This window comes from Paraburkholderia sartisoli (assembly GCF_900107685.1).
GTDB classification, from domain to species: Bacteria; Pseudomonadota; Gammaproteobacteria; order Burkholderiales; family Burkholderiaceae; genus Paraburkholderia; species Paraburkholderia sartisoli.
Map to the genome: position 1 here is coordinate 104756 of NZ_FNRQ01000006.1, position 25602 is coordinate 130357.

Annotated in this window: 26 protein-coding genes and 1 pseudogene; 13 read left to right on the forward strand and 14 right to left on the reverse strand. The window is 62.6% G+C overall.

The window, feature by feature from the left end:
- Positions 1–28 precede the first annotated feature (28 nt).
- Together BLV45_RS18330 and BLV45_RS18335 are read right to left on the reverse strand one after the other, a co-directional pair.
- Complete coding sequence (locus tag BLV45_RS18330; protein ID WP_090535388.1) at positions 29–670, reverse strand: H-NS histone family protein; 642 nt, start codon at positions 668–670, stop codon at positions 29–31.
- A 497-nt stretch (positions 671–1167) separates the two neighbouring features.
- Positions 1168–1428 carry a DUF2866 domain-containing protein gene (locus BLV45_RS18335; RefSeq protein WP_090535389.1) on the reverse strand — a complete coding sequence of 87 codons (261 nt, stop codon included), beginning with the start codon at positions 1426–1428 and terminating at the stop codon, positions 1168–1170.
- A 239-nt stretch (positions 1429–1667) separates the two neighbouring features.
- Here BLV45_RS18335 and BLV45_RS18340 point away from each other — a divergent pair.
- The 3 genes and pseudogenes from BLV45_RS18340 to BLV45_RS18350 all read left to right on the forward strand — a co-directional run.
- A pseudogene (locus tag BLV45_RS18340) lies at positions 1668–2045 on the forward strand (PRC-barrel domain-containing protein); the annotation flags it as partial.
- Positions 2046–2332: 287 nt separating this feature from the next.
- Positions 2333–2644 (forward strand): hypothetical protein, encoded by a 312-nt coding sequence (locus tag BLV45_RS18345; protein WP_090535390.1) that lies wholly within the window; start codon positions 2333–2335, stop codon positions 2642–2644.
- A gap of 115 nt (positions 2645–2759) precedes the next feature.
- A complete protein-coding gene (locus tag BLV45_RS18350; protein WP_090535391.1) occupies positions 2760–3032 on the forward strand; it encodes a DUF1488 family protein in 273 nt (90 codons plus the stop codon).
- A gap of 48 nt (positions 3033–3080) precedes the next feature.
- Here BLV45_RS18350 and BLV45_RS18355 read toward each other — a convergent pair whose 3' ends face one another.
- On the reverse strand, positions 3081–4028 hold the full coding sequence (locus BLV45_RS18355) for an RDD family protein (protein WP_090535392.1): 948 nt from the start codon (positions 4026–4028) through the stop codon (positions 3081–3083).
- A 191-nt stretch (positions 4029–4219) separates the two neighbouring features.
- The gene (locus BLV45_RS18360) at positions 4220–4819 is read right to left on the reverse strand and encodes a J domain-containing protein (protein ID WP_090535393.1); all 600 of its coding nucleotides are present in this window, start codon (positions 4817–4819) and stop codon (positions 4220–4222) included.
- Positions 4820–5135: 316 nt separating this feature from the next.
- Between BLV45_RS18360 and BLV45_RS18365 the strand changes: the two genes are divergently transcribed.
- Both BLV45_RS18365 and BLV45_RS18370 read left to right on the forward strand, forming a co-directional pair.
- Entirely contained in the window at positions 5136–5510 is a 375-nt protein-coding gene (locus BLV45_RS18365) for a RidA family protein (RefSeq protein ID WP_090535680.1), read from the forward strand.
- Between the two features lie 116 nt (positions 5511–5626).
- Positions 5627–5914 (forward strand): PXPV repeat protein, encoded by a 288-nt coding sequence (locus BLV45_RS18370; protein WP_090535394.1) that lies wholly within the window; start codon positions 5627–5629, stop codon positions 5912–5914.
- 324 nt (positions 5915–6238) lie between these two features.
- Here the strand turns inward: BLV45_RS18370 and BLV45_RS18375 are convergent, their stop codons facing one another.
- The 4 genes from BLV45_RS18375 to BLV45_RS18390 all read right to left on the reverse strand — a co-directional run bounded on the left by BLV45_RS18375 (position 6239) and on the right by BLV45_RS18390 (position 10513).
- Positions 6239–6826: a PqiC family protein gene (locus BLV45_RS18375; protein WP_090535395.1), complete on the reverse strand. Its 588-nt coding sequence runs from the start codon at positions 6824–6826 to the stop codon at positions 6239–6241.
- On the reverse strand, positions 6823–8367 hold the full coding sequence (locus BLV45_RS18380; RefSeq protein ID WP_090535396.1) for a PqiB family protein: 1545 nt from the start codon (positions 8365–8367) through the stop codon (positions 6823–6825). Before BLV45_RS18380 ends, BLV45_RS18375 begins: the two co-directional genes overlap by 4 nt.
- A 76-nt stretch (positions 8368–8443) precedes the next feature.
- Positions 8444–9715: a paraquat-inducible protein A gene (locus BLV45_RS18385; protein ID WP_090535397.1), complete on the reverse strand. Its 1272-nt coding sequence runs from the start codon at positions 9713–9715 to the stop codon at positions 8444–8446.
- Positions 9716–9850: 135 nt separating this feature from the next.
- On the reverse strand, positions 9851–10513 hold the full coding sequence (locus BLV45_RS18390) for a DUF3313 domain-containing protein (protein ID WP_090535398.1): 663 nt from the start codon (positions 10511–10513) through the stop codon (positions 9851–9853).
- A gap of 314 nt (positions 10514–10827) precedes the next feature.
- Between BLV45_RS18390 and BLV45_RS18395 the strand changes: the two genes are divergently transcribed.
- On the forward strand, positions 10828–11424 hold the full coding sequence (locus tag BLV45_RS18395; protein ID WP_090535399.1) for a TetR/AcrR family transcriptional regulator: 597 nt from the start codon (positions 10828–10830) through the stop codon (positions 11422–11424).
- 115 nt (positions 11425–11539) lie between these two features.
- On the opposite strand, the gene msrA is transcribed toward BLV45_RS18395, so the two are convergent.
- Together msrA and msrB are read right to left on the reverse strand one after the other, a co-directional pair.
- Positions 11540–12220 carry a peptide-methionine (S)-S-oxide reductase MsrA gene (msrA, locus tag BLV45_RS18400; protein WP_407671041.1) on the reverse strand — a complete coding sequence of 227 codons (681 nt, stop codon included), beginning with the start codon at positions 12218–12220 and terminating at the stop codon, positions 11540–11542.
- A gap of 149 nt (positions 12221–12369) precedes the next feature.
- Positions 12370–12885: a peptide-methionine (R)-S-oxide reductase MsrB gene (gene msrB / locus BLV45_RS18405; protein WP_090535681.1), complete on the reverse strand. Its 516-nt coding sequence runs from the start codon at positions 12883–12885 to the stop codon at positions 12370–12372.
- A gap of 352 nt (positions 12886–13237) precedes the next feature.
- On the opposite strand from msrB, the gene BLV45_RS18410 reads away from it, so the two are divergent.
- Positions 13238–13846 (forward strand): cytochrome b, encoded by a 609-nt coding sequence (locus BLV45_RS18410; protein ID WP_090535401.1) that lies wholly within the window; start codon positions 13238–13240, stop codon positions 13844–13846.
- Between the two features lie 35 nt (positions 13847–13881).
- A complete protein-coding gene (locus BLV45_RS18415) occupies positions 13882–15369 on the forward strand; it encodes a glycosyltransferase family 2 protein (protein WP_245753413.1) in 1488 nt (495 codons plus the stop codon).
- Between the two features lie 150 nt (positions 15370–15519).
- Here the strand turns inward: BLV45_RS18415 and BLV45_RS18420 are convergent, their stop codons facing one another.
- A complete protein-coding gene (locus tag BLV45_RS18420) occupies positions 15520–16284 on the reverse strand; it encodes a ribonuclease activity regulator RraA (RefSeq protein ID WP_090535403.1) in 765 nt (254 codons plus the stop codon).
- Positions 16285–16492: 208 nt separating this feature from the next.
- Here BLV45_RS18420 and BLV45_RS18425 point away from each other — a divergent pair, with 208 nt between their 5' ends.
- Positions 16493–16894 (forward strand): DUF302 domain-containing protein, encoded by a 402-nt coding sequence (locus BLV45_RS18425; RefSeq protein ID WP_245753383.1) that lies wholly within the window; start codon positions 16493–16495, stop codon positions 16892–16894.
- 17 nt (positions 16895–16911) lie between these two features.
- Here BLV45_RS18425 and BLV45_RS18430 read toward each other — a convergent pair whose 3' ends face one another.
- Positions 16912–17640, reverse strand: a complete 729-nt coding sequence (locus BLV45_RS18430) for a pentapeptide repeat-containing protein (protein WP_090535682.1) — start codon at positions 17638–17640, stop codon at positions 16912–16914.
- A gap of 210 nt (positions 17641–17850) precedes the next feature.
- Between BLV45_RS18430 and BLV45_RS18435 the strand changes: the two genes are divergently transcribed.
- The 4 genes from BLV45_RS18435 (at position 17851) to BLV45_RS18450 (ending at position 22639) form a co-directional block, all read left to right on the forward strand.
- A complete protein-coding gene (locus BLV45_RS18435) occupies positions 17851–18561 on the forward strand; it encodes a glutathione binding-like protein (protein ID WP_090535405.1) in 711 nt (236 codons plus the stop codon).
- Between the two features lie 553 nt (positions 18562–19114).
- Positions 19115–19927, forward strand: coding sequence for a hypothetical protein (locus BLV45_RS18440; RefSeq protein ID WP_090535406.1), 813 nt, complete (start codon positions 19115–19117; stop codon positions 19925–19927).
- Positions 19924–21117 carry an amidohydrolase family protein gene (locus BLV45_RS18445; protein WP_090535407.1) on the forward strand — a complete coding sequence of 398 codons (1194 nt, stop codon included), beginning with the start codon at positions 19924–19926 and terminating at the stop codon, positions 21115–21117. The genes BLV45_RS18440 and BLV45_RS18445 overlap by 4 nt, the downstream gene beginning before the upstream one ends.
- Before the next feature lie 178 nt (positions 21118–21295).
- Positions 21296–22639 carry a metallophosphoesterase family protein gene (locus BLV45_RS18450; protein ID WP_090535408.1) on the forward strand — a complete coding sequence of 448 codons (1344 nt, stop codon included), beginning with the start codon at positions 21296–21298 and terminating at the stop codon, positions 22637–22639.
- A gap of 26 nt (positions 22640–22665) precedes the next feature.
- Here the strand turns inward: BLV45_RS18450 and BLV45_RS18455 are convergent, their stop codons facing one another.
- Entirely contained in the window at positions 22666–23142 is a 477-nt protein-coding gene (locus tag BLV45_RS18455; RefSeq protein WP_090535409.1) for a (2Fe-2S)-binding protein, read from the reverse strand.
- Positions 23124–25472: a xanthine dehydrogenase family protein molybdopterin-binding subunit gene (locus tag BLV45_RS18460; RefSeq protein ID WP_090535410.1), complete on the reverse strand. Its 2349-nt coding sequence runs from the start codon at positions 25470–25472 to the stop codon at positions 23124–23126. Before BLV45_RS18460 ends, BLV45_RS18455 begins: the two co-directional genes overlap by 19 nt.
- Between the last annotated feature and the right edge of the window lie 130 nt (positions 25473–25602).

Below are 25602 nucleotides of genomic sequence, written 5' to 3' on the forward strand. Positions count from 1 at the left end.
TTTGCGCCCGACGACGCGCATCCGCTACTTACGATGCAGCAACCGCCTCTGAGACAGTAGCGATCTTTTTGGCCGCGACCTTCTTCACCGCCGTTGCCTTTTTAGCCACGCTCTTCTTAGCTGCCGTCTTTTTGACAGCGGCCTTTCTACCGGCAGTCGCGACAGTACGCTTTACTGTCGTTTTTACGCCTGCGGCTTTTTTGGCGGTTACTTTCTTTGCAGCCGTCGTCTTTTTTGCGGCAGCCTTCTTTGCCGTTGCCTTTTTGGCAGCCGCGCCACGTTTAGCCGTGACCTTCGCTTTCCCGGCTGCACCCGATTCCGCCGCCGCGTCGATCAAAAACTTCGTGCGGTCCTTGACGTCCTTGATCCAGACCGGCGGACGTGCGTGACCACTCCATGTCGCGCCCGTTTTCGGGTCGCGATACTTCGGCGGAAGCTTGCCTTTTGCGGCACCGGCCAGTTTTGCCTTGCCATTCGCTGAACGGCCGCTTAAAGCTTTTGCTTCACGTCGTGCTTTTGCCTTTGCTTCGATATCCGCTGTCGTCAAACCATGTTTGAGCATCAGCTCACGAATCTGGTTCACCGCTACTTGAGTCTTTCGCGCGATAAGCGCATCGGCTTGCGCCTGGAGTTTTTTCAATCGCGCCTGGATCTGTTCCAGTGTGGCCATCAGAGCCTCCCTTCAGGTTTAGATGGTCGCACTATGCCACGTACAGACACTCAATGACAAAAGTTTTGTCAATACTTCACGTTTTTAAAGCGAAAGTCACGGCATTCACCGTTCGTGTCTTTCGCTTTCGATATTCAAAACTCTCCGGCGTCGGGCACAACTGTATGGACTGTTTATCTTGTGATACGCGGCGAATATGTCCATGTCTGAGCGGATCGTCTGGAATACGACGCTTTCCTTGAAGAGCAGAAAGCCAGCTGGAACCCGAAGAAAGGAAAGTATCGGACGCGTTTCATTCCAGACTCAATCGCGTTTGCCAATGAAACGAAACTCGTCGCACCCGGATAACGCGGGATTAAAGCGCCCGCATCAGACACACGGCGACGCCTCGCGAATCTCAAGCCATGGTTCGCGAGGCATGCGTCTAAACAGGCTGTGGAGTTAGCAGTTGCTAAAAAGACAGGCTCGAAACCGGCATCGCTGTCGCAGGTATTGCCTCAGGCGTCTTCGCCGGAAAGTCGCACACGCCTTCCGGGAACGTGAGCCATGAGTGTCGCGACAATCTCTTCCGCGCTGCTTTCCGCGGGCACGACACGGCAACACGCATCCTCTTGCGCATGCGGCGACCATTCGACAAACCGGTACGGGCGCCCCCAGGGCGGCTGAAAAGGCTCGGAAATCCGGCACGTCCGCGGTGCGAATCCGCGCTCCGCACTGGACATGGCTCGAAGCTGTTCACGCACACTATCCTGAACCATCGTCGACTCTCCATTGCTGGTTGCACTTCGCTTCACGTCGAGTACCCCTCGTGCCTAAAAAAATTGCCGCCGATGAACTGGCGGCTAAACAGGGGTCGACTCATAGTCGCAGCGAACAATTAAGCGAGCCTTAAAGCGCACACGAAAGACCTGACCTGAGCAGGTCAACGCATTTCGCAATCGTTACACCAGGCACGCGGCTTGCGCGACCGTTGAAGGACAACGACCAGGAGAATGAATTGAGCGCACCCGATCCCAACTTGCCGCCACCCATAGGCGACGACGAGGCGAATATCGTCGGCATTCTTCCGGGCGACGACCCAGGGTCGGACGTGATGGCCGCCGCAACGCTAGCGGGCGACAAGGCCGTGACAACGGATGGCGACCACATCGGACACATCGCGAGAATCATGCTGGACGTCCGACGCGGCCGGATCGCATACGCCGTGCTGTCCGCCGGCGGTTTTTCCGGCATGGGCAACATGCTGCACGCCATTCCATGGGGCGCACTGACATTGAACGTCGACGAAAAGCGCTTTCTTGTTCATGTCATCGCGGACGAAATCAGGAACGCGCCTGGTTTCGACAAGGACCACTGGCCTTCCGCGGCCGATCCGCAGTGAGCGACAGCGGTGCATCGCCATTTCAAACGCGGGCCGTCCAGGCTGCCGCGATGACATTCGTTGCAAATCCCGCCCACGTCAATCGTCCTGGTAATACCAGCGTGTGCGGAGCCGTCTCCCGAAAGCTCCACATATATGACATTACCGTGCGGCCGCCAACGGTCAGGTACACGAATTGCGGATGAAATGACCCAGGTGGCCTCCTGCCGGAGCCTGGACGCTACCGGACAACGCGTCCGGTGGCGCGTTGAACGAACATCTGACGCAAAAAGAACCAGAACATGATCACCACCCAACCATGCACTGCAACACGGGGAACCGGCGGTGATGCCATTACCGTCGCCTTCTATCCCGATACCGGCTGCCTGCGTTTTTCCGACGCGCAAGGCACCTGTCTGCACGAACTGCTTCCGCCACACTCCTGGTTTGCCGTTTCGTCGTTTGCACGAAACGACCAGGGCGGCGCCGCGCCAGGCCCCCAGACACTTGACATCCTGCTGATCGAATTTACAACGGGTACGCGCTTTACGAACGCACGTATTCATCAGCGGATAGCATCCGATTTGCTCACGGGTTTCGCCCGGTTCCGGTAATTCGCGTTCCGGTGGCGACGTTACAACGCGCGCGCGTTTTGCTTCTGTTAAATTGATCCGGGCGCCCCGCGAAGTATGAGACTTCGCTGGCCAACCGGATGCCGCGAGGTGTGTCATGGAGACTGTGGAGTTCGAGCCCAGCGTCTCGCCCGATGGACGGACAGTGGTCTTCGTTCTGTCACTTCGGGGGCGGGACCATGAGTGCGCGGTAACGCGTGAAGCGCTGGAGCAGCATTTCTGGCTGCAGCACGGCGCGACCGAAGCGCGAATCCTCAGAACTTTCGACGACGGCCGCAAACGCATTTTCGCCGTCGCGGAAAGAAAACTGCTGGCAAATCCCGGTGGGCGCGTCGTCGTTACCGCAAATGACTTCGGCCCGCGACGCTAGCCCAATGCGCACTCGACACGACAGGCACTGCATTCACACCTGCAATGGCTAAAGCTTCTTGGCACCCGCAACTGTCTCTAGTGTTTCTGCAGTTGCGGGTCTCGCACGTATCGCTTCTTTCTGTATTTTCACTGCTGGCGTGATGCCGCCGGCGCTGTGATGCATCGCGCGATGGTAAGCAACCGTCGATACAAGCAACGCTGCAAATACCACTGCCAGCAGATAGTGAACAGCCGCGCACGGTTCGCGAACCACACGAAAGTTAAGGCGCGCATCCCACGCCGTGATTCCGTCGCGCTTAAGCAGTACCGCATTCAGGATCATGACAAGCGGTTGCGCAACGGGCAGCCCAAACGCAAGGCCGCGCGCCCACACCGAGAAATTACGCGAGAGGTAACGGTCAAATGAAGGCGCGGCACCATCCGGTTCGACGACGCGAATGCCAAGCAATGCCTTGCCGATGCTGTTCCCGCACGCGGCATAAACCAGTGCGTCGAGGAAGAGCGCAAGCGGCAGATAAACCATGCCCAGAAAACTCATGTTCATCATGGACGTCGAGTGAAACTGCAGCAGGCGCCAACCCGTCACGGTGTTGATGAACGCCATTGCGTAGCCGGCAAGGAACGTCCATAACAGCAGGTCGAGCGTCCGCGCGACGTAGCGGCGCCATACGAGCGGTGGCGCCGGTGTGATCGTCGATAGCGTGGTGCTCGCGGCGACTGACGGTGTCACACCGGCGGGAGATATTGCAGGCGCCGCGCTGGCTAACGATTGCGCTCTTGATGTGGGATCGCTTTGCGTGACCGGCAGCCTTTCCTTGCCCAGCGCGCTCGCGAAGAGCCACGCGACGGCCCACAGCAAAGCGAGCGGACACATCCCGAGCGCCAGCATCGCGAACAGTGGATCGAGCGTGTGAACGGCGAAGCCGCAGGCGAATGCCAGCCAGATTGCAGAAGGGACAGCGAGTGTCCTGACCGTCCATGACGTGTATGTCATGTCGCCCCCGAGTTCTTTTCAGATAAATTTTTCTGAACTCTACTGCGGTGCCCAGGGTGCGTCTACAGGCGAGAGTGCGGCACCGCTCAGTTCCGCACAGGCAAGCGATCCTGCATCGTCGGATCGCGACACACACAACGACCGACGCGACTTCCGTGCGGTGCGCTTTACCCGCCCGTTGATATCTTCGGTCAGAACCGCAAGCCGTTCAGGAACTGATACCACAGCGTACCGAGGCCACCGCCCGGCACATCTGCGTTTGCTTTTGCATTTGCATGGCGCGTGTCGCCATCGGACGTGGCGGTTGCGGCATGCGCTTCCTCGACCACCGGCGGGGCCTGCCGCGATGCATGCAACGCCACTACGCTGGCCGCGATCTGTGCAGCAAGAGCGGCTTCGCATTGCTGACCGATGAGCACGCCGAACACGACGTCGCGATTGTGTCCCTCGTCGGCGAAGCGCATCGCCACGGCAACCCGTTCCGCGTATTCCGCTTCGGCCGCTGCGCGCGCCACCGCTTCGCGTTCGGCCTGCTCGCGCGCTTCGCGCTCCTGATGCGCTTCCCACGCGCGCATCTGCTCGGCGTACACGGCGTCGTACACCTCGCGCTGCGACACGTCGGAGAGGATCGCGTATGCGTTCTTGACGTCCTGAAACGCCATGCGCGCAACCTCTTCGTGTCCGGCGTTGCGGTCTGGGTGCCAGCGCATCGCGGCCTTCCGGTAAGCCCGCTTGATTTCTTCGCCCGTGGCGCTCGCGTGTACGCCCAGCGTGTCATAGAGGGTTGCCATTGCCTGTTCGCCTGTCGATCACGTTGCGAATCATCGTAGCATGTGAAAAATGCACGCCTGTTACAGCGACTGGCGTGTTGCGCGCCAGGCGGCAGCTGCCTGCAAGTTATCCCCACTTTATGTTGGCAACGTTGTGGACAACCACGCGGGTTACGTTGCAAGTGCATGAGCGGAAACGACTATCGCCCATCGGCGCAAACTCGGGCACGCGGTCTGCGCAACGCATTTTTGGCGCGCTATCTTCTGGCGGGACGGGACCGCATCACGCCGGTCGCCACACACGGAGACGCCTGTGAGTCACGACATCAAGTTCTGGATGGTCCCGGCTGCGCCGACGCCGGTCGGACCGTTCTGTCACGCCACCGAATCGGACGGCTGGGTCTTCATCACCGGACAGATGCCGACTTCGCCCGACGACGATCATGCACCGTTGCCCGAAGGTGTCGTCGCGCAGACACAACGCGTGATGGACAATCTCGTGCTCGTGCTGCACGGCATGGGGCTCGGACTCGAACACGTCGTGTCGGCGCGCATCTTCCTCACCGAATTCAAACGCGACTTTGCGCCGATGAACGAGACGTACCGCGCGTATTTCCCGAAGGACGCATTGCCGGCCCGTACGTGTATCGGCGTGACAGCGCTCGCGTGCGACGCGCTCGTGGAGATCGATTTCATCGCGCGCAGGCCGTAAGCGTTTCGTAACGCAGCGTTACCTTTCTCGCATCGCTGTTTCACCTGTGTCGGGCCTCGTCTCATAGACTTCAGTCGTAGTCACGGACAACGCACACGACGTGCAAGGAGAAACAGATGAACAAGAAGATCCTTGGAGCAATACTGGGTATCGCCGTGCTCGCGGCGTCGTCAGCCGCATCGGCGCATGTCAACGTGGCGATCGGACTCGGCATTCCGGGCCCTGTGGTGTACGCACCCGCACCTGTCTACGTGGCGCCCGCACCGGTCGCCGTAGGCTACGGTTACGGCTATGGCGGCTACGATGGCTGGCGCGGGCGTCAGTGGCGCGAACGCGAATGGCATCAGCGCCAGTGGCATCGTGAAGGTGGACGCGAGCGCCACGGCGGATGGCGCGAACATTGAGTTCAATCCGGCGCTCAGGCCGATGAAATCGGCGCAAATGTCGGCAATCCGGCCTTTGCGCTTTCTTTTCATCATCGACTGCGTGTAACGCGCTTTATTCCGTTCCCGCTCCGCCTCACCAGTGCAACCGGCTACTCGATCTGACTTGGCCTGGATTCGTTTCCTGAGTCCGGGCACGACGGTACGCACCGTCGGAAGCGTTTATTCGATCCGTTGTGGAACGCGCATTTGAAACGATGTCCGGCATACAAAAAGTCCGGTTGCCAGCCTGCTTGTATCTACGCCGGGCTTCGTCAAGCGAAACCGCATCGAATGCTCCCGCTTTTACTGCCGCATCGCCGAATGCGTCGCTGCGGCGATATCGCTCGCCACGGACGCGAGGGCTCGACTGTATGCGTTAGCGACGGCGTCGTAGCCAGGACCGGTAGCAGACCCGGATACAACGGAGCGCCCGCCAACTTTTTCTCCCTGCTTCGGAGGACGCACGGACCAGATCACGACCAGCATTACTGTGCCGTCCATTGATGAATCGAAGCTCTGCACGTCAACCGATACGCGGTATGCGCTTTCGTCCGTACGCTGTGGATACGTGGATACGGCTGCGCCTGGAATCAGCTGTGCGAGATCCGCAGCGAGCACACGCGGAATCTGGCGCTTCAGGGGCTCGGCCCACCGGGCGAATTCGTCGATCGACACACGGTTCGCGCCCAACCTCGAAACTATCTGCGGTCGATCGACCAGTTCGGGAACCGAAACCGGATCGAACGCGATAACCACGCGATCCACGGCTTTCGACGGCTCGGCAACCTGAACCGGGTTCAACGTGTAGAACTTCGACGCCGGCGATGTCGCGCACCCCGCGAAAAGACCCAGCGCGATCATCGTGAAAAATAACAACGTCGACCTGTTCATGGCCTGTCCTCGACCTTGCCACGAAGAAGTGCCTCCGGATGCCGGTCGAGATAGTCCGCAAGCTCGCGGATCGAGACGGCAGCCCGTGACAGTTCACGCATTGTTTCCGCAGCGCTTTGCTGCAATGGCGAGTCACTTTGCAACGTGCGATTCGCCGACGTAAGCGCCTCGCGAGCCGCACTCAATGTTGCTTTTGCCTCAGGCGCGACATCTGTGTTGAGCTTGTTCAGCAGCGTGTCGGCGTCACTGAGTGTTTTGCGCAGGTCCGTGCTGATTCCCTCAAACGGTATCCTGTTCAGCCTCGCGACGAGGCTTGTAATAGAGTCCTGCAAGCCCTGCAGATTGCCTGGCACCGTTGGCAGTTGCGGCGTCTTTTCTCTCCAGTCTATGGTTGCCCTGGGCGCGGCGGGGAAGAAGTCGATCGCGATATACAGCTGTCCGGTAATAAGACTCGCTGTCCTCAACTGCGCCCGCAGCCCTTTCGATACCAGGTAGTCAGCGAACATCCTTCGTTCCGACGGCATACCCTCGACGTTGCCGTGCCAGTCGTCGCGTGATACCAGGCGCTCGGGAAAAATGCTGACCTCGACAGGGATACTGAATTCCTTCCTGACAGGATCGAAGTGCGAGCGGATCGCCGAAACCTCTCCGATCACTATTCCGCGGAAGTCGATGGGGGCGCCCACGGTCAGGCCGCGCACAGATTCGTTAAAGGTCAGCACATATTTGTCGACGATTGCGTCATGCCGCTTCATGGCCTCGGCCCGGTCGATAAAAAGCGCGTACCGGTGTTGTGCGTCTGCTTCATTTTTGTCCGTTGTATCTGGCGGATTCTCGAATGCGAGCCCACCAACCAGAATCGATACGAGTGATTCGGTGTTGATCTTCACGCCGGTTGTATCGAGCGTCACGTCTACGCCGCTCGCATGCCAGAAGCGCGTGTCATTCGTCACGTACCTGTCATACGGAGCATTGATAAAGACGTGCATGGTCATTCCCGTGCCATCGGCATCCAGCGCGTAAGAGACGATCTGACCCACCTGAAGGCGCCGGAAGAATACGGGCGAGCCGATATCCAGTGAGCCGATGGTGTCGCTCTTCAGCACGAACTCCCGTCCTGGTGTCCCCGATGCAAGGACCGGTGGCGACTCGAGACCGGTGAAGTCACGCCGCGCCGTGTGCGACGTGCCGATGTCCATGCCGATGTGAGCACCGGATATCAGCGTGCTGATGCCCGATACGGTGCCGCCCGTAATCCGTGGTCGCACCACCCAGAAGCGCGTGTCGTCGACGAGCATGCTCGAGGCACTGCGGGACATTTCAGCGCTGGCAAGCACGGTCTTGTGGTCGTCGGAAAGTGTAAGGCTCCTGATTACACCCACATCGACGTTCTTGAACTTGATCTTCGTCTTGCCGGCCTCGATACCTTCACCCGTGGCAAAGCTGATCGTGATGGTCGGACCTCTTTGCAGGACCGACTGCGCCACCAGCCAGCCGGCCAGCAGCACGGCGACTAGCGGGACTAACCAGACAAGCCGCATGCGCCACTTCAATGGCGTGACTGAAACCGCGGCCGGAAAATCGGGCGCGGCGAGGTCATCGTTCTGTTCAGGTAACTTATTCACTGCCTGGCTCCACGGCGTCCCATATGAGTCGTGGATCGAAGGACAACGTGGCGAACATGGTCAGCACGACGACCGCCCCGAACGCAAGCGCCCCGGGGCCCGCATCGATCGTTGCAATCGAGCCGAATTGCACAAACGCGACCAGAATCGTGATGACGTAGATATCGAGCATCGACCAGCGGCCAACGAACTCCACAATCCGGTAGATACGTGTCCGCTCGCGTGGGATGAAAGAAGAGTTCAGCTGGGTACTCCAGGCGAGAAAAGCCAGCGACAGGATTTTGAGCATGGGCACCACGATGCTCGCGACGAAGACAATGACTGCAAGCGTCCACGATCCAGCGTTCCAGAGATAGACGACGCCGCTCAATATCGTGTCGGCCTGAACGCCGAACAGGGTACTGGTGACCATGACCGGGAGGAGTACGGCCGGGATGTAGAGCACCATGGCCGCGAGAAGGAAGGCCCAGGTGCGTGTGAGGCTGGCGGGTTTTCTCAGATGCAGCGATGCGCTACAGCGCGGACACTTCCTGGCTGGAACATGGGCGAGGAGCGGGCTGGAGAGCGTGCCGCAGTCTCGACAGGCGAACAAGCCGGCGCGTGCGGCGGTAGTGCCGGCGACAATAGTCTGGATGGCGCGCGGCATGACACCGTTGCCGCGTGCTGAATCGACACGCGCCCATATTTCACGCGGATTAAACTCAGCAGCCGCAGCCGCGAGCAGCACCATCACCGCTCCAAACGCCCAGGTCGCGATGCCTGGGACGACGGTTGCAAAATGCTGAAGTTTGACGAGCGCAACCAGCATGGCGAGGACGAGCACCTCGATCATTCCCCATGGCGCAACGTGTCGCAACAGACGAAAACCAAGCTCAGGTCGTTGAGGGACATGTCCAATATGCAACGGCAAGAGCAGACAGATCACGACCGCGATGTTCAGGGAAGGCATCAACAGCGTGGTCACGAGGACCAAACCTGCAATGGGCCACATGCCATTCATGTACAGATGTGAAGCTGCCCCGAGAAGCGTCGTTTCAATGAGCGTGCCATTTACCCAGAGTCCGAATATCGGAAAGCAGTTGGCAACCACAAACAGGATCGCGGCAGCCAATGTGAATGCCAATGCACGATCGAACGTCGCCGGCGAGCTTTTATAGAGGGCTGCACCACAGCGTCGGCATTTCGCGGTACCGCCCTGCGGCAATAGCGTCTCCCACTGGAGAAATTCGCATTCGCGACAGGCGATCAACTTCATTTCATTCATTTTCGGCATCCGGTTTCTGACGCACGATTCCGAAGCCCCTGCTTTTTTGACCTCCGGCTGCGGCTTGCTCGCTGGAGTCGGGCAGCCAGGAACAAACCGCGGTCCTGATGAGTGGGGCATCGGACTCCAGCCAGATCAATGAAGCTGTGCCACCAGCGCATCGGCTCCCTTGTCGAGGCCAGTCTTTGCAGCACTCAATGAGCCGAAAGCTGCGGGCAGATTCATGGCATTCGGATATTGCTTCGACACGTATGCCTTTAGCAGCTGGCCACTCACGCTGTCATAGACTTCCACCGCGTAGGAAACCGAGCCGCTGAATGCGCCCTGCCCTCCGCGGATCGACTGCACTCCGTTATAGAGATTGCCCGCAAGGTCAAAATGCATGACCTGCCCGACAAGCAATGTCGTGCTTTCGGCACCCGTAAGGGTCAGCTTGATCCGCAACGTGTTCGGGCCGGCCTGCTTCGCAACGTCGAACCGCTTCGCGAGCCTGTCCGAGAACGTCTTTGCCATGTAGTCGGCAAGCGCTGCCCTGTCGGCGGCCTTCATGTCGCCAAACTGGTTGTCATGGCCCTGATACACGACCACCGGGTCCAGCACGACCTGCGTGTATCGCGCCCAGACCACAGGGGCCGTGTATTTGTAGGGCACCTTGCCCGCATCGTCATCCCGGTTCTGCTTCAACTGCGACGAGGAAGAAATGCCCGTGTAAGCGACGGGTTGCACACCCGCGCATGCCGTGAGGGCCAGTACCACCGTGCCGGTAAAAAGAAGCGGGACGAGTTTGTTCGTGAACATTGCGTGTTCCTTGAAGGGCAAATTGAGTGCCGGGTGAGCGCCAGCTGAGTGCCGGGCGGCGTCCAGTTCAGGCGAGAACCAGTCAGGCCGAACAGTAGCATCGCCATAACTGGATGTAAACCGTCTAGACGGTTTGTTTGTTGCCCAGTCGGGGAGGTACAATTCCATCCTTGAAGGCGAACGGTTTCACGCCACCCGTTTGCGAGGCCGCGTGCCGAACCGGTTTACTTCAACGAATTACTTGCACAACACCATCACGGCGCGGCAGCCATCGAGGCTGCACCCCAATCGTCGCGACGTCATCAAAATCGATAATGGATAACCAGACCCGTTCGGAGATTTCCCGCAGAAAGGCCATTGAGGCCGCGCTCATCATCCTGACCCGGGAAGGTGTCGGTGGGCTCACGTTTGATTCGTTGTCGCGTGAAAGCGGCATCAGCAAGGGTGGACTGCTGCATCAGTTCCGCACCCGGCAGGGCGTGTTGTGCGCGTTGCTGGAATATCAGCGGCAGCAATTCGAGCAGATCGCGCGCGACTATATGGCAAAGGAAGGCGCGTCGAAGGCCGAACCGAACCTCGCGGCGCAGATTGCGATTTATCGGGAGTCCATCAACCAGCCGCATTCCGTGGCACGGGCGGTGCTCGCCGCACTGGTCGAAAATCCCACCCTGCTCGACGACATGAAGACGTCTGATGCAGTGAAAATGAAGGTGTTGCAGGATGAAGCGACCGACCTCGATCTCTCGCTGTTGCGATACTTCGCTGCCAGCGGTCTGGCATTTCACACTCTGCTAGGACTGTCGCCTTTGAGCAATTCCGCGCGGAACAGGCTGTTCGACCGGCTCCTCGATGAGGATAGCTGGCAAGCTCAAAAGCCACAGCCGAAAGCGCGCAGGCGGTCTGCGCGCTGAGCGTCGCCATGGTTTGAATTTTCACAAAAACTTCTAAAGCCCATACTGTCTGTTGCGACGCCGATGAACAGGACCCGCAACAACTACCCACCCGCGGTCTCGCCGCGGGCAGCGCTCATTTCGAAGCCGTCGTCACAAGAACCGGTTTGTCGCGGTAGAGCGTCGGGAAAAGCCGCTTGAGGTTCGCGACCTTCGGCAGATCGTTGATGGCGATATACATCGAATCCGGGTGCAGCGTCAGATAGTTCTGGTGATAGCCCTCGGCCGGATAGAACGCCTTCAGCGCATCGGTCTTCGTCACGATCGGCGCGGGAAACGCATGCGACTTGTTGAGCTGCGCGATGTAGCTTTGCGCGACCTGCTTCTGCATGTCGTTTGCCGGAAAAATCGCCGACCGGTATTGCGTGCCGACGTCCGGGCCCTGCCGGTTCAGCTCGGTCGGATCGTGCGCGACCGAAAAATAGATCTGCAGCAGCCGGCCATACGTGATCTGCGACGGGTCGTACGTGATCTGCACGGATTCCGCATGTCCTGTCTGTCCGGTGCTGACCGTTTCATATTCGGCCGTATCGCGCGCGCCGCCCGAATAGCCGGAGACGACGTTCGTCACGCCGCGCACGTGCTGGAACACACCCTGCACGCCCCAGAAACAGCCGCCTGCGAGCACCGCTGTTTCCGTATGCGCGGCCGTCGGCGGTTCGTCCACGGCCGGCGGCGCGATCACGACAGCGGCTTCCGCCGACATCGCCGTGCGCTGCGTCATCACGAGCGCGCCGCCAGCAAGGCCAAGCGCCATCGCGACGGCGAGCGCACGCGTGCGCGTCGAGCGTCTGAAAGTTTGAGTCAGGAACTTCATGATCCACGTCCTCGTTCAGCGCGCCGTTTTGCGTCATGCCCGGCCGGCGCAGGACCGTTTTCTTTACGTGCGGATACGCGTCATGCGCGTCATACGGCCTTGGGCGTAAACGTCATCGCAAGGCCGTTCATGCAATAGCGCAGGCCGGTGGGCGGCGGGCCGTCATCGAAGACGTGCCCCAGGTGTCCGCCGCAGCGCCGGCAATGCACCTCGTTGCGCGCCATGCCGAACGACGTGTCGGTCTGCGTCGCGACGGCGCCATCCAGCGGCTTCCAGAAGCTCGGCCAGCCGGTGTGGCTGTCGTATTTCGTCTTCGATGAAAACAGGTCCAGCCGGCACCCCGCGCACGCGAAGATGCCCGCGCGGTGTTCGCTGTTGAGCGGGCTGCTGTACGGGCGTTCGGTGCCCTCCTCGCGCAGCACGTTGTATTGCGCGTCGGTCAGCATCTTGTGCCACTCGGCGTCCGAATGGACGACTTCGAACGGCGTGCCGGTGGCCGCCTGTGCATGCGCCGGCGCGGCGCCGAACAGGCGCCACGCGGCCGTGCCGCCAGCGAGCGTGGTCGCCCCGAATACCTTCAGGAAAATCCGTTTCGAGCGTTTCATGATATTCATCCAGGTAATGTCTCCGGCGTCTCCGACCTCGGTGCCAGGGTCGCCACGACGCCTGACGTTCGCCGGAATCCGCACGTTTGCCCGCGGAACCCGTCCAACGCTTTTGCGCGTTCGTGAACGTGAGTCGCGCGACACGCCGATAAATGACAGTACGCCTGCACTGTTTACACATCCAGTGCCAGGTTATTCCGTGAAATATCCGGAAATGTTCGAAACGGTGCATCGGGAATAAAGTACGCGCGAGCGGCGTTTGACTTGAGACCCTGACATCGTCGCGAGCGGAATACACTAGCGCCCCATTTCTAACAGCTTTCATCGCCCCATCCTTCTGAAGACGCCACCGATGAACACACAAGCCAACCCGTCCCGCGCCGAACTGGCCGGCGCGACGACGCCCTCGCAGTACTCCCGCACCGCGATGCTGCTGCACTGGGTCATCGCGGCGCTCATTCTCGTCAACGTTGCGCTCGGGCTGAGCGCGGATTCGCTTCCGGACGACTGGGTGCGCCCCGTCATCGATACGCACAAGTCGATCGGCATCACGGTGCTGGGCCTCGTGCTGCTGCGCATTCTGTGGCGCGCGTCGCACCGGCCGCCGCCGCTGCCGCGCAGTTTTCCGGACTGGGAACGCGGCGCGGCGCACGTCGCGCACTTCGTGCTCTACCTGTTGATGATCGGCCTGCCGCTCTCGGGATGGATGCACGACTCCGCGTGGAAAGACGCGGCGACGCATCCGATGAGCCTCTTCGGCATCGTGCCGTGGCCGCGCATCGGGTTCATCATGAATCTCGATCCTGCCGTGAAGGAACACCTGCAGCTGCACGACAGATTCGGCGCGCTGCATACGTGGCTCGGCTATGCGCTGTATGCGCTCCTCGCGATGCACATCGGCGGCGCGCTCAAGCACGAATGGATCGACCGCAAATCGGTATTGAAACGGATGCTGCCGTGACCGGGGACGTCGACCTTCCCCTCGAGAACCCGCCGGTGAATTCCGCCGATGCGGCGCGAAGCGCGAAAGCGTCGCTCGAAAACGCGCTCGCGCTCGCCTCGCCGCGCATCCTCCCGCGTCCGGCGACGATGCTGGGCGTGGCGATTCATTGCAGCGTAGTCGTGCTGTGGCTGGTGCTGTTCGCGCGGGCGTTTTTCCTGCACGGCGTCGTCGCGTGGGCGACGGGCATCGCATACGTGATCTACGACACGTTGCTGCTCGCGTTCGTCACGCTGAAAACGCTGCCGCTGATCCGCCCGATGCAACCGCCGGCCGCGCCGGCGCACGCGGCCAACGCGCGGCCGATGCCGGACATGGGCGTCATCGTCGCGTCGCACAACGAGGCGGCGGTGCTGCCCGTGACGCTCGCCGCGCTGCTGCAACAGACGCACGGGCCCGCGCAGATCGTCATCGCCGACGACGGTTCGACCGACGGCACGCGCGATCTCCTCACGCGTCGCTTCGGCCTGGTCGCGCCCGCCGAAGGCGAGCTGAGCGCGCCGAGCACGCTGCATCCAAACCTCTACTGGCTGCGCGTGCCACACGGCGGCAAAGCGCGCGCGCTGAACGCGGCCATCACCGTCATGACGACGAGCACCGTGATGACCGTCGACGCCGACACGCTGCTCGCCGCCGACGCCACCTTCGCGATGCGCGCCGCGTTTGCCGGGAACCCCGATCTGGTCGCCGCCACGGGCATTCTGGTGCCGGTCTGCAGCAAGACCGTGGCGGGGCGGCTCTTCCAGTTTTTCCAGACGTACGAGTACATGCGCAATTTCATCGCGCGCTTTGCCTGGATGCGCGCGGACAGCCTGCTGCTGGTTTCAGGCGCGTTTGCGTCGTTCCGGCGCGACGCGCTGATCACCGTCGGCGGCTTTGATCCGCAGTGTCTGGTGGAAGATTACGAACTGATTCACCGCCTGCGCCGTCACGCGGTCGATCACGGTTTGCACTGGGACGTCAGCGTGGTCGGCAATGCACACGCGCGCACCGATGCGCCCGGCACGCTGGCGGGTTTTCTTCGCCAGCGGCGTCGCTGGTTCGCGGGCTTCCTGCAGACGCAGTACTGGAATCGTGACATGACGGGCAATCCGCGTTACGGCACGCTCGGCATGCTGATGCTGCCCGTCAAGGCGATCGATACGATGCAGCCGGTCTACGGGCTCACCGCATTCGCGCTGCTGCTCGGCTTTGTGTTCGGTGGACACGGCGCGATCGTCATTTCGATCTTCAGCGTGATCGGCCTGAAAACCGCCATCGATCTCGTGTTCTACCTGTGGTGCGTGCATCTGTACCGCCGCTGGACGGGCGACCGTTCGGGCTCGAGCATCGGGATGGCCATGGCCGCCGCGATCGCCGAGCCGTTCACGTTCCAGTTGATTCGCCATGCAGGTGCCGCGCTGGGCTGGCTGCATTTTCTGCGCGGCGGACGCTCGTGGGGCAAGCAGCGCCGCTCAGGTCTCGTCGCGCCGGACGAGCATTGAGGTGGTGCGCCTGACAGCTGCGGCTGGCAGGCGCGAGCGAGCACTTTTTAGTGTTTCTGATGCGCCTCGCCTCTGATGTCGGGAAAGAACGCGCCACGCCGCGCCTTGATGTCAATTCGGCGCTGCACGGCCAGTATCCGAGGCAGCGCCTCAGTCCGCGGGACCCATCTTCGGCGCGTCTTCGTTGCGCGATTTGCGCCACTGCTGGTAAGCGGCCAGCGTTTCTTCGTTCGGCGGATAGGTGCCGCGCAGCGGCGCGCCCGCTTCGATGCGCGCCGTGATGAACGCTTCCATCAGTTCCTGCTCCGCCGCCGCGTGCGCGACTTCTTCGGCGAGATGACGCGGGACGATCACGACGCCATCGGCATCGCCGACGACGATATCGCCCGGATACACCGCCACACCGCCGCAACCGATCGGGACGTTGACGTCGATGGCGTGATGCTTCGCGAGATTCAGCGGCGCGCTTGCACCCGCGCAGAAAAGCGGCAGGCGAAGCGCGGCGATCGTCGCGCTGTCGCGGATCGGGCCGTCCGACACCATGCCCGCGACGCCGCGCATTTTCAGGCGCGTCGCGAGAATCGAGCCGACCGATGCGACGCTGCGCTCGCCGCGGCAGTCCTGCACGAGCACGCTGCCAGGCGGCGCGGTTTCGATGGCCTTGCGCTGCGGATGGTCAGGGTCCTGGAAAATGCCGACGTGATCGATGTCCTCGCGCGCCGGGATATTGCGCAGCGTAAAGGCCGGGCCGACGAGATTCGGCGCATCGGCGGCGGGCTTCACGAGCGGCACGACGCCCTGGAGGAACACATTGCGCAGGCCGTGCTTGAAGAGTTGCGTCGTGAGCGTGGCGGTGCTGACATGGCGAAGTTTTTCGAGCGCCGCTTCGCTGACGGGATGTTCGGTCGAAGTCATCGGATGGGTTCCGTGGTGAGAGTCAGACGGGTTCGCGACATGACATGCCGGCGCGTTTTGCCGGCCGATGTTATCGCTACGACCCTGCCCACGCTCGCCAGGGATTACGCGTACGCACGCGCTGTCCGTCTCCGGTTTCAAAGCGCAGTATGCTGGCGGCAACCGTGCTGCGCTTCCGGCAGCGAGCCAACCGCAAAGGATCATGACCATGCCCGCGTTCACCGCGCCGCCCGCCGTCGTCACAGTGAAAAGCCGTTTCGATTTCGACCGCACGGTGAATCTCGTCACCGAGGCGCTGACTTCACGCGGCATGACGATTTTCGCCGACATCGATCAGGCCGCCGCCGCGGCACAATCCGGAACGACGCTGCGTCCGACGCGGCTGATTCTCTTCGGTAATCCGAGGGGCGGAACGCCGGTCATGCAGGCCAATCCGCACGCCGCACTGGAATTGCCGCTAAAGATCGTGATCTGGCAGGACGCGCAGGAACCGGTATGCGTCGATTATCTCGATCCCGGCGCGTTGCTCAGCGAGCGATATGGCATCGATCCCGCGCTTACCGGTGCATTCAAGCAGGTCGCGCAGCTACTGGCGCAGACGCTTCAGTAAAAACCGCCGCCCGGCGCTTACGCGACCCGCAGCCCAAGCTCTTCCATCAGCAGCGCCGCCTGCGCGTGCGAAATCGTCGCACCGCGAAACTGTGCGGCATCCGTGAGACGCAGGCCACCGAGGTCGGCGTCGCGCAGATCCGCGCCGGCGAAGCGCGCGCTCTTCAACAGCGCGTTGCGCAGACTGCCGCCGTTGAACACGGCGTCGCGAAAGTCGGCGCCGCCGAGGTCGGCATCGGAGAAATCGAGCTGGTCGAGCGTCGCCTTTCTGAACGACATGCCGCGCAGGTCCGCACCGATCAGCAGACACTCGCTGAACTGCAAACCGAGTGTCGTGGCGTTTTCGAAGGTAGCGCCCGTCAGCTTGCTCTCGCTGAACGCGACCGACGCGAGTTTCGCGCGTCGCCAGCTGGTGTTGTTGAGATCGCAGGCGCGAAACGTCGCGTCGTGGAGATCAGCGGCGCCGAAATCGGCCTGCCGTCCACGGCAACTGCGCCAGCGCGTGCCGTTGAGCTGCGCGCCGAAGAACGACGCTTCCACCAGCGTGCAGCGCGTGAAATGACATCCGCCCAGGTTGAGTCGCGAGAAGTCGGCCATGTCGAACACGCAGTCTTCGAATGAAGGCGGTGTCGTGGCGCTGGCAAGCAGGGCTTCGAGCGATTCGCGAGTGAGGGTTGTCGATGCAACGGGTTGACTGGTTTGACCGGTGCGGCCAGGGGCTGTGTCTGGAAAGAGTTCGTGGTTCATCTGGAGTCGGAGTGTGCCGCGCACAATGCGCCGCGCGCGACATGGGCAGCGCGCCTCGTCCATTTTAACTTCAGCGCACGGCCGCGACCCTGGGCAGGAAATCATGGAAGTGTTTATATTTATCGTCCTGTCCGACGAATACCGCCGAAAACGCATTCATTCAATGAATGGCGCGACGTCGCCGCTCAACCCCTGCATCAGGAACTCGAGATGACCGATCTTTCCGCCTTTCCGATTACAACGAAGTGGCCCGCGCAACATCCTGAGCGTATCCAGCTCTATTCGCTGCCGACACCGAACGGCGTGAAAATTTCCATCATGCTCGAAGAAACGGGCCTCGCTTACGAGCCGCATCTCGTCAGCTTCGAGACGAACGACCAGATGTCGCCCGCGTTCCTTTCGCTGAATCCGAACAACAAGATCCCGGCGATCATCGACCCCAACGGACCGGACGGCAAGCCGCTGGCGCTGTTCGAATCCGGTGCGATCCTGATCTATCTCGCCGACAGGTCGGGCCGGTTCATGCCGCGGGACGCCGCCGGCCGCTACGAAACGATCCAGTGGGTCATGTTCCAGATGGGCGGCATCGGGCCGATGTTTGGACAGGTCGGCTTCTTCCACAAGTTCGCGGGCAGGGAGTATGAAGACAAGCGTCCGCGCGACCGCTATGTCGCCGAATCGAAGCGTCTGCTGGGCGTGCTGAACGAGCGTCTCGCCACACGCCAGTGGATCATGGGCGACGACTACACGATCGCCGACATCGCGACGTTCCCGTGGGTGCGTAACCTGGTCGGCTTCTACGAAGCGGGCGACCTCGTCGCGATCAAGGACTTCCCGCACGTCACGCGTGCATTGCAGGCGTTCATCGCGCGCCCGGCCGTCGAGAAAGGGCTGACGATACCCGCGCGCAAACCTGCCTGAAGTAGCGTCGCGGTAGCGAGCTCCTCCGCGCCGCGCGGACAAAAAAATGGCCGCTGGTAACCCCGCGGCCATTTACCCCCACGCATGCGGCTTTGAATCCGCTGCGTTTTTCTTTTGTTTTTGTTCTTCTTCTGGTTGCTTCTTCTTTTCCCCGAACTACCCTTTCCCCGAACTTTCGTTTTCCCCGACTTACTGGCCCCACTCGCTTGCAACTCCGTGCTTGTTCTTATCGTTTGGTCACACTTGGTTACGTTTGGTTACAGTCTAGTCATTACGAATTGACACGCTATTGTCGTTTTCTCTCCCAGGGTTTTCACCGACATTTTGCTGGCGCTTGACGCCGCGCACCGGTGGTCCTGCAACACGCGGCTCATCGGTCCTGCGAAAAGCCACTTTGTGACGCATGGCACGAGCACACACAGCGCCGTGCCTGCGCCAACCCGTGAGGCACTTCGAAACGATCGGCGGATCAATCAAATGGCTTGCCGCTTTCAGTTCGCGGTGCGACATTCGTGGAGCCCGGCATCCGCAGGCACACAGACAAGGAGCATGAATGACCGGACATGAAATCCTCCATCCGTTAAGGCCTTTTCTGAAGAATTTCGTCTGGGAGCACGGACACATCGGCACACGTTTTCTCGACTGCACCGATGGCGGCGTGAAATTCGACGAAGGCAAGAAGTCCCGCTTCGCCGCGGAAAAATATCTGTACGTACCGCTCGGCAAGGATGCCGACGACGACCCCACCGCGGAAGGCCCGGCGGTCCACGAAGCCGGCCTCGCCCGCTTTCTGCGCGCAGCGCAGATGGGCAAGCCGGAGGAAGCCGGTTCAGCCGCGGAAGTGCAGCGCGCCGTACACGACTGCGTGGAACTCGGCGTATTCAGCGCCTACCAGCGCGAAGCGCACGCCGCCCACGCACGCTATTCCGAAGAAGCGATGTTCGACGACGAAATCCGCGCGGCGGTTGTCGGCGATATCCGCCGGATGTACGCGCCGATGCGCGAGCAGCTCGCGCTTTATGACTTCACCGTGCTTTACGGCCTGCCGGCGCCGCTCATGTTCAGCGACGCGCCGTTCATCGACTGGCGCGTGCGGATCACGCCCGCGCTGCCGTTCGTGTCGTTGCCGCTCGGGCCGTATGCGCTGCTCGTCGGCGGCTCTTCGGGACGAACGAGCAAGGCAGCGCCCGTGGTATGGAAAGCCGCAGGCGCGCTCGGGCCGCTCAAGGACCATAACCGGCATCAGGTGGAGCGCGCGCACCACTGGATCGTCGCGACCACCGACGACCCGCTCGTCGCCGTGCAGCCGCGCTTCGCGCCGCCCGCCGCCACCCCGGCCCCGGACGCCGCGGCGGGGCCGGCATGAGCGGCGATCTGCTGGTCACCCACGTGCGTCTTGCGGATGGCCGGCGCGTCGACATTTCGATTGCCGGCTCGCGCATCGCGGCGATCGGTCCCGGCCTTACGCGCGAACCCGGCGTGACGGAAGAAAACGGCGAAGGTGCGCTCGTGCTGCCGGGTTTCGTCGAGGGTCACACGCATCTCGACAAAACCATGTGGGGCATGCCGTGGTATCGCAACGAGGTCGGCCCGAGGCTCATCGACCGCATCGAGAACGAGCGTCGCTGGCGCGCGACGAGCGGCCATGACGCGGGCGCGCAGTCGCTCGCGCTCGCGCGCGCGTTTCTGCATGCGGGCACCACGCGGCTTCGCACGCATGTCGACGTCGACACGGATGCCGGCCTGCGCCATCTCGAAGGCGTGCTTGCCACGCGCGAGACGCTAAAGGGCGTGATGGACGTGCAGGTGGTCGCCTTCCCGCAATCGGGCCTGCTCAAACGCGAGGGGACCGCCGCGTTGCTCGATCTCGCGCTGGCCGAAGGCGCCGACGTGCTCGGTGCGCTCGATCCGGCTTCGATCGACGGCGATCCGGTTGCCTCGCTCGATACGACGTTCGATATTGCGTCGCGGCATCAGAAGCCCGTCGACATCCATCTACACGAGCCCGGCGAAACCGGCGGACGCACGATGACGCTGCTGCTGGATCGTGTCGAAGCGCTCGGCATGCAGGGGCGCGTCGTGATCAGCCATGCGTTCTGTCTGGGTGACCTGCCGGAGCGCGCGCGTGACGCGCTGCTTGAGCGCCTTGCCCGTCTGCGTGTCGCGCTTTTGACGACGGCGCCGCCTTCCGTGCCGGTTCCGCCGCTCAAGGCATGTGTCGCGGCCGGCGTCACGCTCTTCGCGGGCAACGACGGCATCCGCGATACGTGGACGCCGTATGGTTCGCCCGACATGCTCGAGCGCGCGATGCTCGTCGGCATGCGCTACGACCTGCGCCGCGACGACGATCTCGAACTCGCCTTCGACACCGTCAGCGGCGCCGCGGCGCGCGGCTGCGGCTTCGCGGATCACGGCCTTTCGGTGGGCGCGCGTGCCGACCTCGTGCTGGTCGACGCCGACACGGTAGCCCATGCGCTCACCGCGCGACCGGTGAGAAAGTGCGTCGTCTCTCACGGGCGCATCGTCGCCCGAAACGGCGAGGGCGTCGCGCGGTAAGCGCCGCGCCGCACGTCTCCCCACGCCCGCGTGTTACGCGTTATGTGCGCTATCGCACATAACGCGCAAAAAAAATTTCACACCCCATTCGTTATACCAATACAGCAACCATCCTGCATGGGACCGAAGTACGACGGCTAAAGTCCGCGCATGGCGAGCGGGCCACAAGGAGATCCTCATGACCATGCCGCAGAGCTTTCGCAATCCGTTTGTTTCGCTCTACCAGTCTGTGGTGGATCAGGTCGCGCGCGCGACCTGCGATCTGGCGACCGGCCTGGCGTCCCGACCCGGGCTCGAGAACCGCCTCGTGCATGCGGCGGAACAGGTGGCGGCACTCAAGGCACAGGGCGCGACGGACTTACCCGATGTGCCGCTCGACGGTATCGCGCAGGACGCATGGCAATGCGCGAAGCTGGGGTTCGCCCTCATGGAGGCGCTGGCGCGTGGCGACACGGCCTCGGCGCAAAGCATCGAGGACGTCATGCGCTACAACGTCTGCGACCCGCACTGGGCAGGCACGATTACCCGTTACGTGCGGTATTTCGGACCTGACGGCGACCGCGCCAGCATCCCCTATATCCGGCCCGCGACAGTCGGCCCCGTCACCGTGCCGCTCAAGGCCGACGCGCGGGTCGCGCTGATCGCGGACTGGGGAACCGGCACCGACATCGCCGTGAATCTGCTGAAGGAAGTGGCGTTGCAGAATCCGGATGTCGTGATTCATCTCGGCGACATCTACTACTCCGGCACGGCGCACGAGTGCGACGTGAACTTCAGACGGATCATCGATGCGGTGCTCGAGCGCGACACAAAAAACCTGCCGGTGTACACACTCTCCGGCAACCACGACATGTATTCGGGCGGCGAGGGTTATTACGGCCTGATCGCTTCGCTGAACGATCGCCCGTGGTTGCAGCCAGCCAGCTTCTTCTGCCTGCGCAACGACGACTGGCAGTTCATCGCGATGGACACCGGCCTGCACGACTACATCCCGGTCGTGGGCGAGGACACGCTGACGTTCATCGAGCCCGACGAGGAAGCCTGGATCATCGACCGCCTCAGGGAATTCGACGGCAGGACGATCCTGATGTCGCACCACCCGCTTTTTTCGGCGTTTTCGCAGATCGGCCCGCGCGGCGCCGACGGCACGCTCACCGCCTACAACCCGAAGCTCGCGGCGAGCTACCGGCGCTTCGCGAAAGCCGCGAAGCAGCCCGTTGCCGCGTGGTTCTGGGGCCACGAGCACAACCTGTCCGTCTACGATCCGTTTCAGGGGCTGCAACGCGGGCGCTGCATCGGCCACGGCGCGGTGCCGGTCTTCGTCGAAGACGACACGACACCGTTCGCGCCGATGCCCGGCATCGTCAATCCGCCGAAGGTGACGGACGTGCAGCTGGGTATCGAAGGCCGCACGTACATGCACGGCTTCACGGTTGTCCGGCTCGGCACGGGCGGTGCCGCGCGCGCCGAATACTACGAGGACAACAACGGCACCCAGCCGATGTTTGCCGAAGACCTCTAGCCCGCATCCTTGCGCAGGAACATCGCTTAAAGGAAATGCAGCGTCTTCGCGGCCTGCTGGATGGCCTTGCGGATTCGCGGATACGTGCCGCAACGGCAGACGATGCCGCACAGCGCCGCGTCGATTTCATCGTCCAGTTCCGCCGGTTTGAGTGGCCGCTTCAGGTTCCTGAGCAGCGCGCAGGCCGCCATGAACTGCGCGCTCTGACAGTAGCCGCACTGCGCGACGTCGATGTCGAGCCACGCGGCCCTGAGCGCCTTCGCCTCGACGCCCTGCACGCCTTCGATCGTCGTGATCTTCTCGCCGTGCAACGCGTTTAGTTTCGTCTGGCAGGCAAGCCCTGCCTTGTCGTTCAGGTGAACCGTGCAGGCGCCGCAGACACCCACGCCGCAGCCGAACTTCGTGCCGGTCAGGTGCAGTTCACACCGCAGCACCCAGAGAAGGGGCGTCTCGGGATCGGAGGCGACGGTCACCGTCTTGCTGTTCACGTTGAGGGAGGACATGTTTTCGTCGTCGCGGTGTTGGCGGGGTTGAGCGGACAGGGCGTTTTCAGGCGCACGCCGGCGGGGTCGAGCGGCAGCGAATAGCGGCGCTCGCCGGTGAGCGCGAAGAGCGCGTTCGCGACGGCCGGCGCGACCGGCGGCACGCCCGGCTCGCCGACGCCGTGTGGATGCGCGTCGCCCGGCATGATGTGGACCTCGATCGTGGGACAACCCGACATCCGCACGACCGGGAAATCGAGGAAATTCGTCTGCTCCACCTGCCCGTCGCAAAGCGTGATCTCGTTCTGCAACGCGCTTGAAAGACCAAAGATGATCCCGCCTTCCATCTGCTGCGCGATCAGGTTTGGATTGACTGCCGTGCCGCAGTCGATGACGCAGACCACCCGATGCACGCGCACGCCTTTGTCCGGATCGAGCGAGACCTCGGCGACCTGCGCGACGATGCTGCCAAACGCCTCGTGCATCGCGATGCCGCGCGCGCAGCGCACGCCCCTCGGGCCGACAACCGGCTTGCCCCAGCCCGCCAGCGCAGCCGCGCGGCGCAGCACGGCCAGATGCCTGGGATGCTGCGTCAGGAGGCCCGCGCGAAACTCGACCGGGTCCTTGCCCGCGAGCGCGGCGACCTCGTCCATGAAGCACTCGGTGAAAAATGCCTGATGCGAATGCCCGACCGAGCGCCAGAAGCCGACCGGCACCGGCAGCTCGACGAACGCGTGCGCCACGCGCGCGTTCGGCCATTCGTAGGGCTGGTCGAACGCGCCTTCGGACGTCGTCTTGTCGTACGGAAGATGCAGGTCCGGGAGGCCGAACGTGCGCGTGAGCACCTGTGGCACGATCGCCTGCCCCGCCGACGTGTTGCGCCATGCCACCAGCTTGCCGTCGGCATCGAGCCCGGCCTCGAACCGCGACAGGCACGCCGGCCGGTAGAAGTCGTGCTGCGTATCCTGCGTGCGCGACCAGAGCGTCTGCACCGGCCGGCCGCCGGCTTCCTTCGCGATGGCCGCGGCCTGGGTGATGAAGTCTATTTCGAGGCGCCGGCCGAACGCGCCGCCCAGCAGTTGAGTCTGCATGTCGACCTTGTCTTCGTCGATGCCCAGCACTTTCGCGACGTGCCGGCGCGCGAGCGTCGGCATCTGCGTGGCGGCCCAGACGGTCGCCGCGCCGTCCTTGAACTGCACCGTGCAGTTGACCGGCTCGACCGGCGCATGCGCGAGATACGGCGCGCGATATTCCGCCGTGATCGTCCGGTGCGCCGTGCGCAGCGCGGCATCGACGTCGCCCACGGTGTAGAACGCGTGGCCGCTATCCTTGTCGAGCGTCCCGGCAAGGCGCGCGTCGATGTCCGCACTCGACAGTTTCGCGGCGGCGCCCGCGTTCCACACCGGCTTGAGATCCGCGGCGGCGGTCAGCGCGCCGTACATGTCGCGCGCGATCACCGCGACGCCGCCCGTGCCGCCGTTATAAGGCGGCACGACGAACGCCTTGATGACGCCGAGCTTCGCGGGAATCCCCGACGCGTCGAAATGCGCGACCGTCCCGCCCAGCGTCGGGCACATGTTGACGCTGGCGTAGAGCAGGCCGTCGGGCAGCGCATCGATGCAGAAGCGCGCGCTGCCGTCGATCTTCGATGCTGCCTCGATACGCCGCAGCGGCTTGCCGATGATCCTGAACTGCGCCGGCAGTTTCAGCTCCACCTTGCGCGGCATCGGCTGTCGCGCCGCCAGCGCCGTCAGTTCGCCGAAGCTCGCGGTACGGCCCGACGGATGCGTGACCCTGCCGGCGGCGACGCTGCAATCGGCCGCGCGCACGCCCCACTTCGCGGCGGCCGCACTCACCAGCATCGCGCGCGCCGACGCGCCGGCCTCGCGCATCGGCGTCCACAGATCGTTGACGCTTGAAGAACCACCCGTCGTGTTCACGCCGAAGTCGCGCGTGAACTTGCGCACCATCCAGACCGCGAGACGCTTGATCTCGCCGTCGTCGTCCGGGCGAAACCAGAGATCGTCGACGATGCTTTGCTGGTCGTTGTAGATTCCGTCGATCGGCGCGTTCTCGACTTTCACCTGCGACCAGTCGGCGTCGAGTTCGTCGGCGAGCACCATCGCAAGGCCCGTATGCACGCCCTGCCCCATCTCCGACTTGCACATCATGATCGTGACCGTGCTGTCGGCGGCGATCTTGACCCAGCCGTTCAGCGCGACCTGCGTGCCGCTCACGGGCAACGGCTTCGACGTCGTCAGACGCTGCCCCGGCGGCAGCACGCTCCAGCCGACGAGCAGGACACCCGCCGCGCCGGCACCACCGAGCAGGAAAGTTCTGCGCTTCATCATGCGGCGACCCGGGTGGAGTCCACGATAAAGGAGCGTCCCGGTTCGCGCGGGGCGCCATGTGTTCCCAACACTGATAGAACGTGCGAGCAGCGACGGGACTGAAATGCTTCATCTTAGTCCGTCCACGCGC

Bases quoted from the DNA above. Each gene is read 5' to 3' on its own strand.
- BLV45_RS18330 (WP_090535388.1), bottom strand. From the start codon at position 670: ATGGCCACACTGGAACAGATCCAGGCGCGATTGAAAAAACTCCAGGCG.
- BLV45_RS18335 (WP_090535389.1), bottom strand. From the start codon at position 1,428: ATGGTTCAGGATAGTGTGCGTGAACAGCTTCGAGCCATGTCCAGTGCG.
- BLV45_RS18345 (WP_090535390.1), top strand. From the start codon at position 2,333: ATGATCACCACCCAACCATGCACTGCAACACGGGGAACCGGCGGTGAT.
- BLV45_RS18350 (WP_090535391.1), top strand. From the start codon at position 2,760: ATGGAGACTGTGGAGTTCGAGCCCAGCGTCTCGCCCGATGGACGGACA.
- BLV45_RS18355 (WP_090535392.1), bottom strand. From the start codon at position 4,028: ATGACATACACGTCATGGACGGTCAGGACACTCGCTGTCCCTTCTGCA.
- BLV45_RS18360 (WP_090535393.1), bottom strand. From the start codon at position 4,819: ATGGCAACCCTCTATGACACGCTGGGCGTACACGCGAGCGCCACGGGC.
- BLV45_RS18365 (WP_090535680.1), top strand. From the start codon at position 5,136: ATGGTCCCGGCTGCGCCGACGCCGGTCGGACCGTTCTGTCACGCCACC.
- BLV45_RS18370 (WP_090535394.1), top strand. From the start codon at position 5,627: ATGAACAAGAAGATCCTTGGAGCAATACTGGGTATCGCCGTGCTCGCG.
- BLV45_RS18375 (WP_090535395.1), bottom strand. From the start codon at position 6,826: ATGAACAGGTCGACGTTGTTATTTTTCACGATGATCGCGCTGGGTCTT.
- BLV45_RS18380 (WP_090535396.1), bottom strand. From the start codon at position 8,367: ATGCGGCTTGTCTGGTTAGTCCCGCTAGTCGCCGTGCTGCTGGCCGGC.
- BLV45_RS18385 (WP_090535397.1), bottom strand. From the start codon at position 9,715: ATGAATGAAATGAAGTTGATCGCCTGTCGCGAATGCGAATTTCTCCAG.
- BLV45_RS18390 (WP_090535398.1), bottom strand. From the start codon at position 10,513: ATGTTCACGAACAAACTCGTCCCGCTTCTTTTTACCGGCACGGTGGTA.
- BLV45_RS18395 (WP_090535399.1), top strand. From the start codon at position 10,828: ATGGATAACCAGACCCGTTCGGAGATTTCCCGCAGAAAGGCCATTGAG.
- msrA (WP_407671041.1), bottom strand. From the start codon at position 12,220: ATGGCGCTTGGCCTTGCTGGCGGCGCGCTCGTGATGACGCAGCGCACG.
- msrB (WP_090535681.1), bottom strand. From the start codon at position 12,885: ATGAAACGCTCGAAACGGATTTTCCTGAAGGTATTCGGGGCGACCACG.
- BLV45_RS18410 (WP_090535401.1), top strand. From the start codon at position 13,238: ATGAACACACAAGCCAACCCGTCCCGCGCCGAACTGGCCGGCGCGACG.
- BLV45_RS18420 (WP_090535403.1), bottom strand. From the start codon at position 16,284: ATGACTTCGACCGAACATCCCGTCAGCGAAGCGGCGCTCGAAAAACTT.
- BLV45_RS18425 (WP_245753383.1), top strand. From the start codon at position 16,493: ATGCCCGCGTTCACCGCGCCGCCCGCCGTCGTCACAGTGAAAAGCCGT.
- BLV45_RS18430 (WP_090535682.1), bottom strand. From the start codon at position 17,640: ATGAACCACGAACTCTTTCCAGACACAGCCCCTGGCCGCACCGGTCAA.
- BLV45_RS18435 (WP_090535405.1), top strand. From the start codon at position 17,851: ATGACCGATCTTTCCGCCTTTCCGATTACAACGAAGTGGCCCGCGCAA.
- BLV45_RS18440 (WP_090535406.1), top strand. From the start codon at position 19,115: ATGACCGGACATGAAATCCTCCATCCGTTAAGGCCTTTTCTGAAGAAT.
- BLV45_RS18445 (WP_090535407.1), top strand. From the start codon at position 19,924: ATGAGCGGCGATCTGCTGGTCACCCACGTGCGTCTTGCGGATGGCCGG.
- BLV45_RS18450 (WP_090535408.1), top strand. From the start codon at position 21,296: ATGACCATGCCGCAGAGCTTTCGCAATCCGTTTGTTTCGCTCTACCAG.
- BLV45_RS18455 (WP_090535409.1), bottom strand. From the start codon at position 23,142: ATGTCCTCCCTCAACGTGAACAGCAAGACGGTGACCGTCGCCTCCGAT.
- BLV45_RS18460 (WP_090535410.1), bottom strand. From the start codon at position 25,472: ATGATGAAGCGCAGAACTTTCCTGCTCGGTGGTGCCGGCGCGGCGGGT.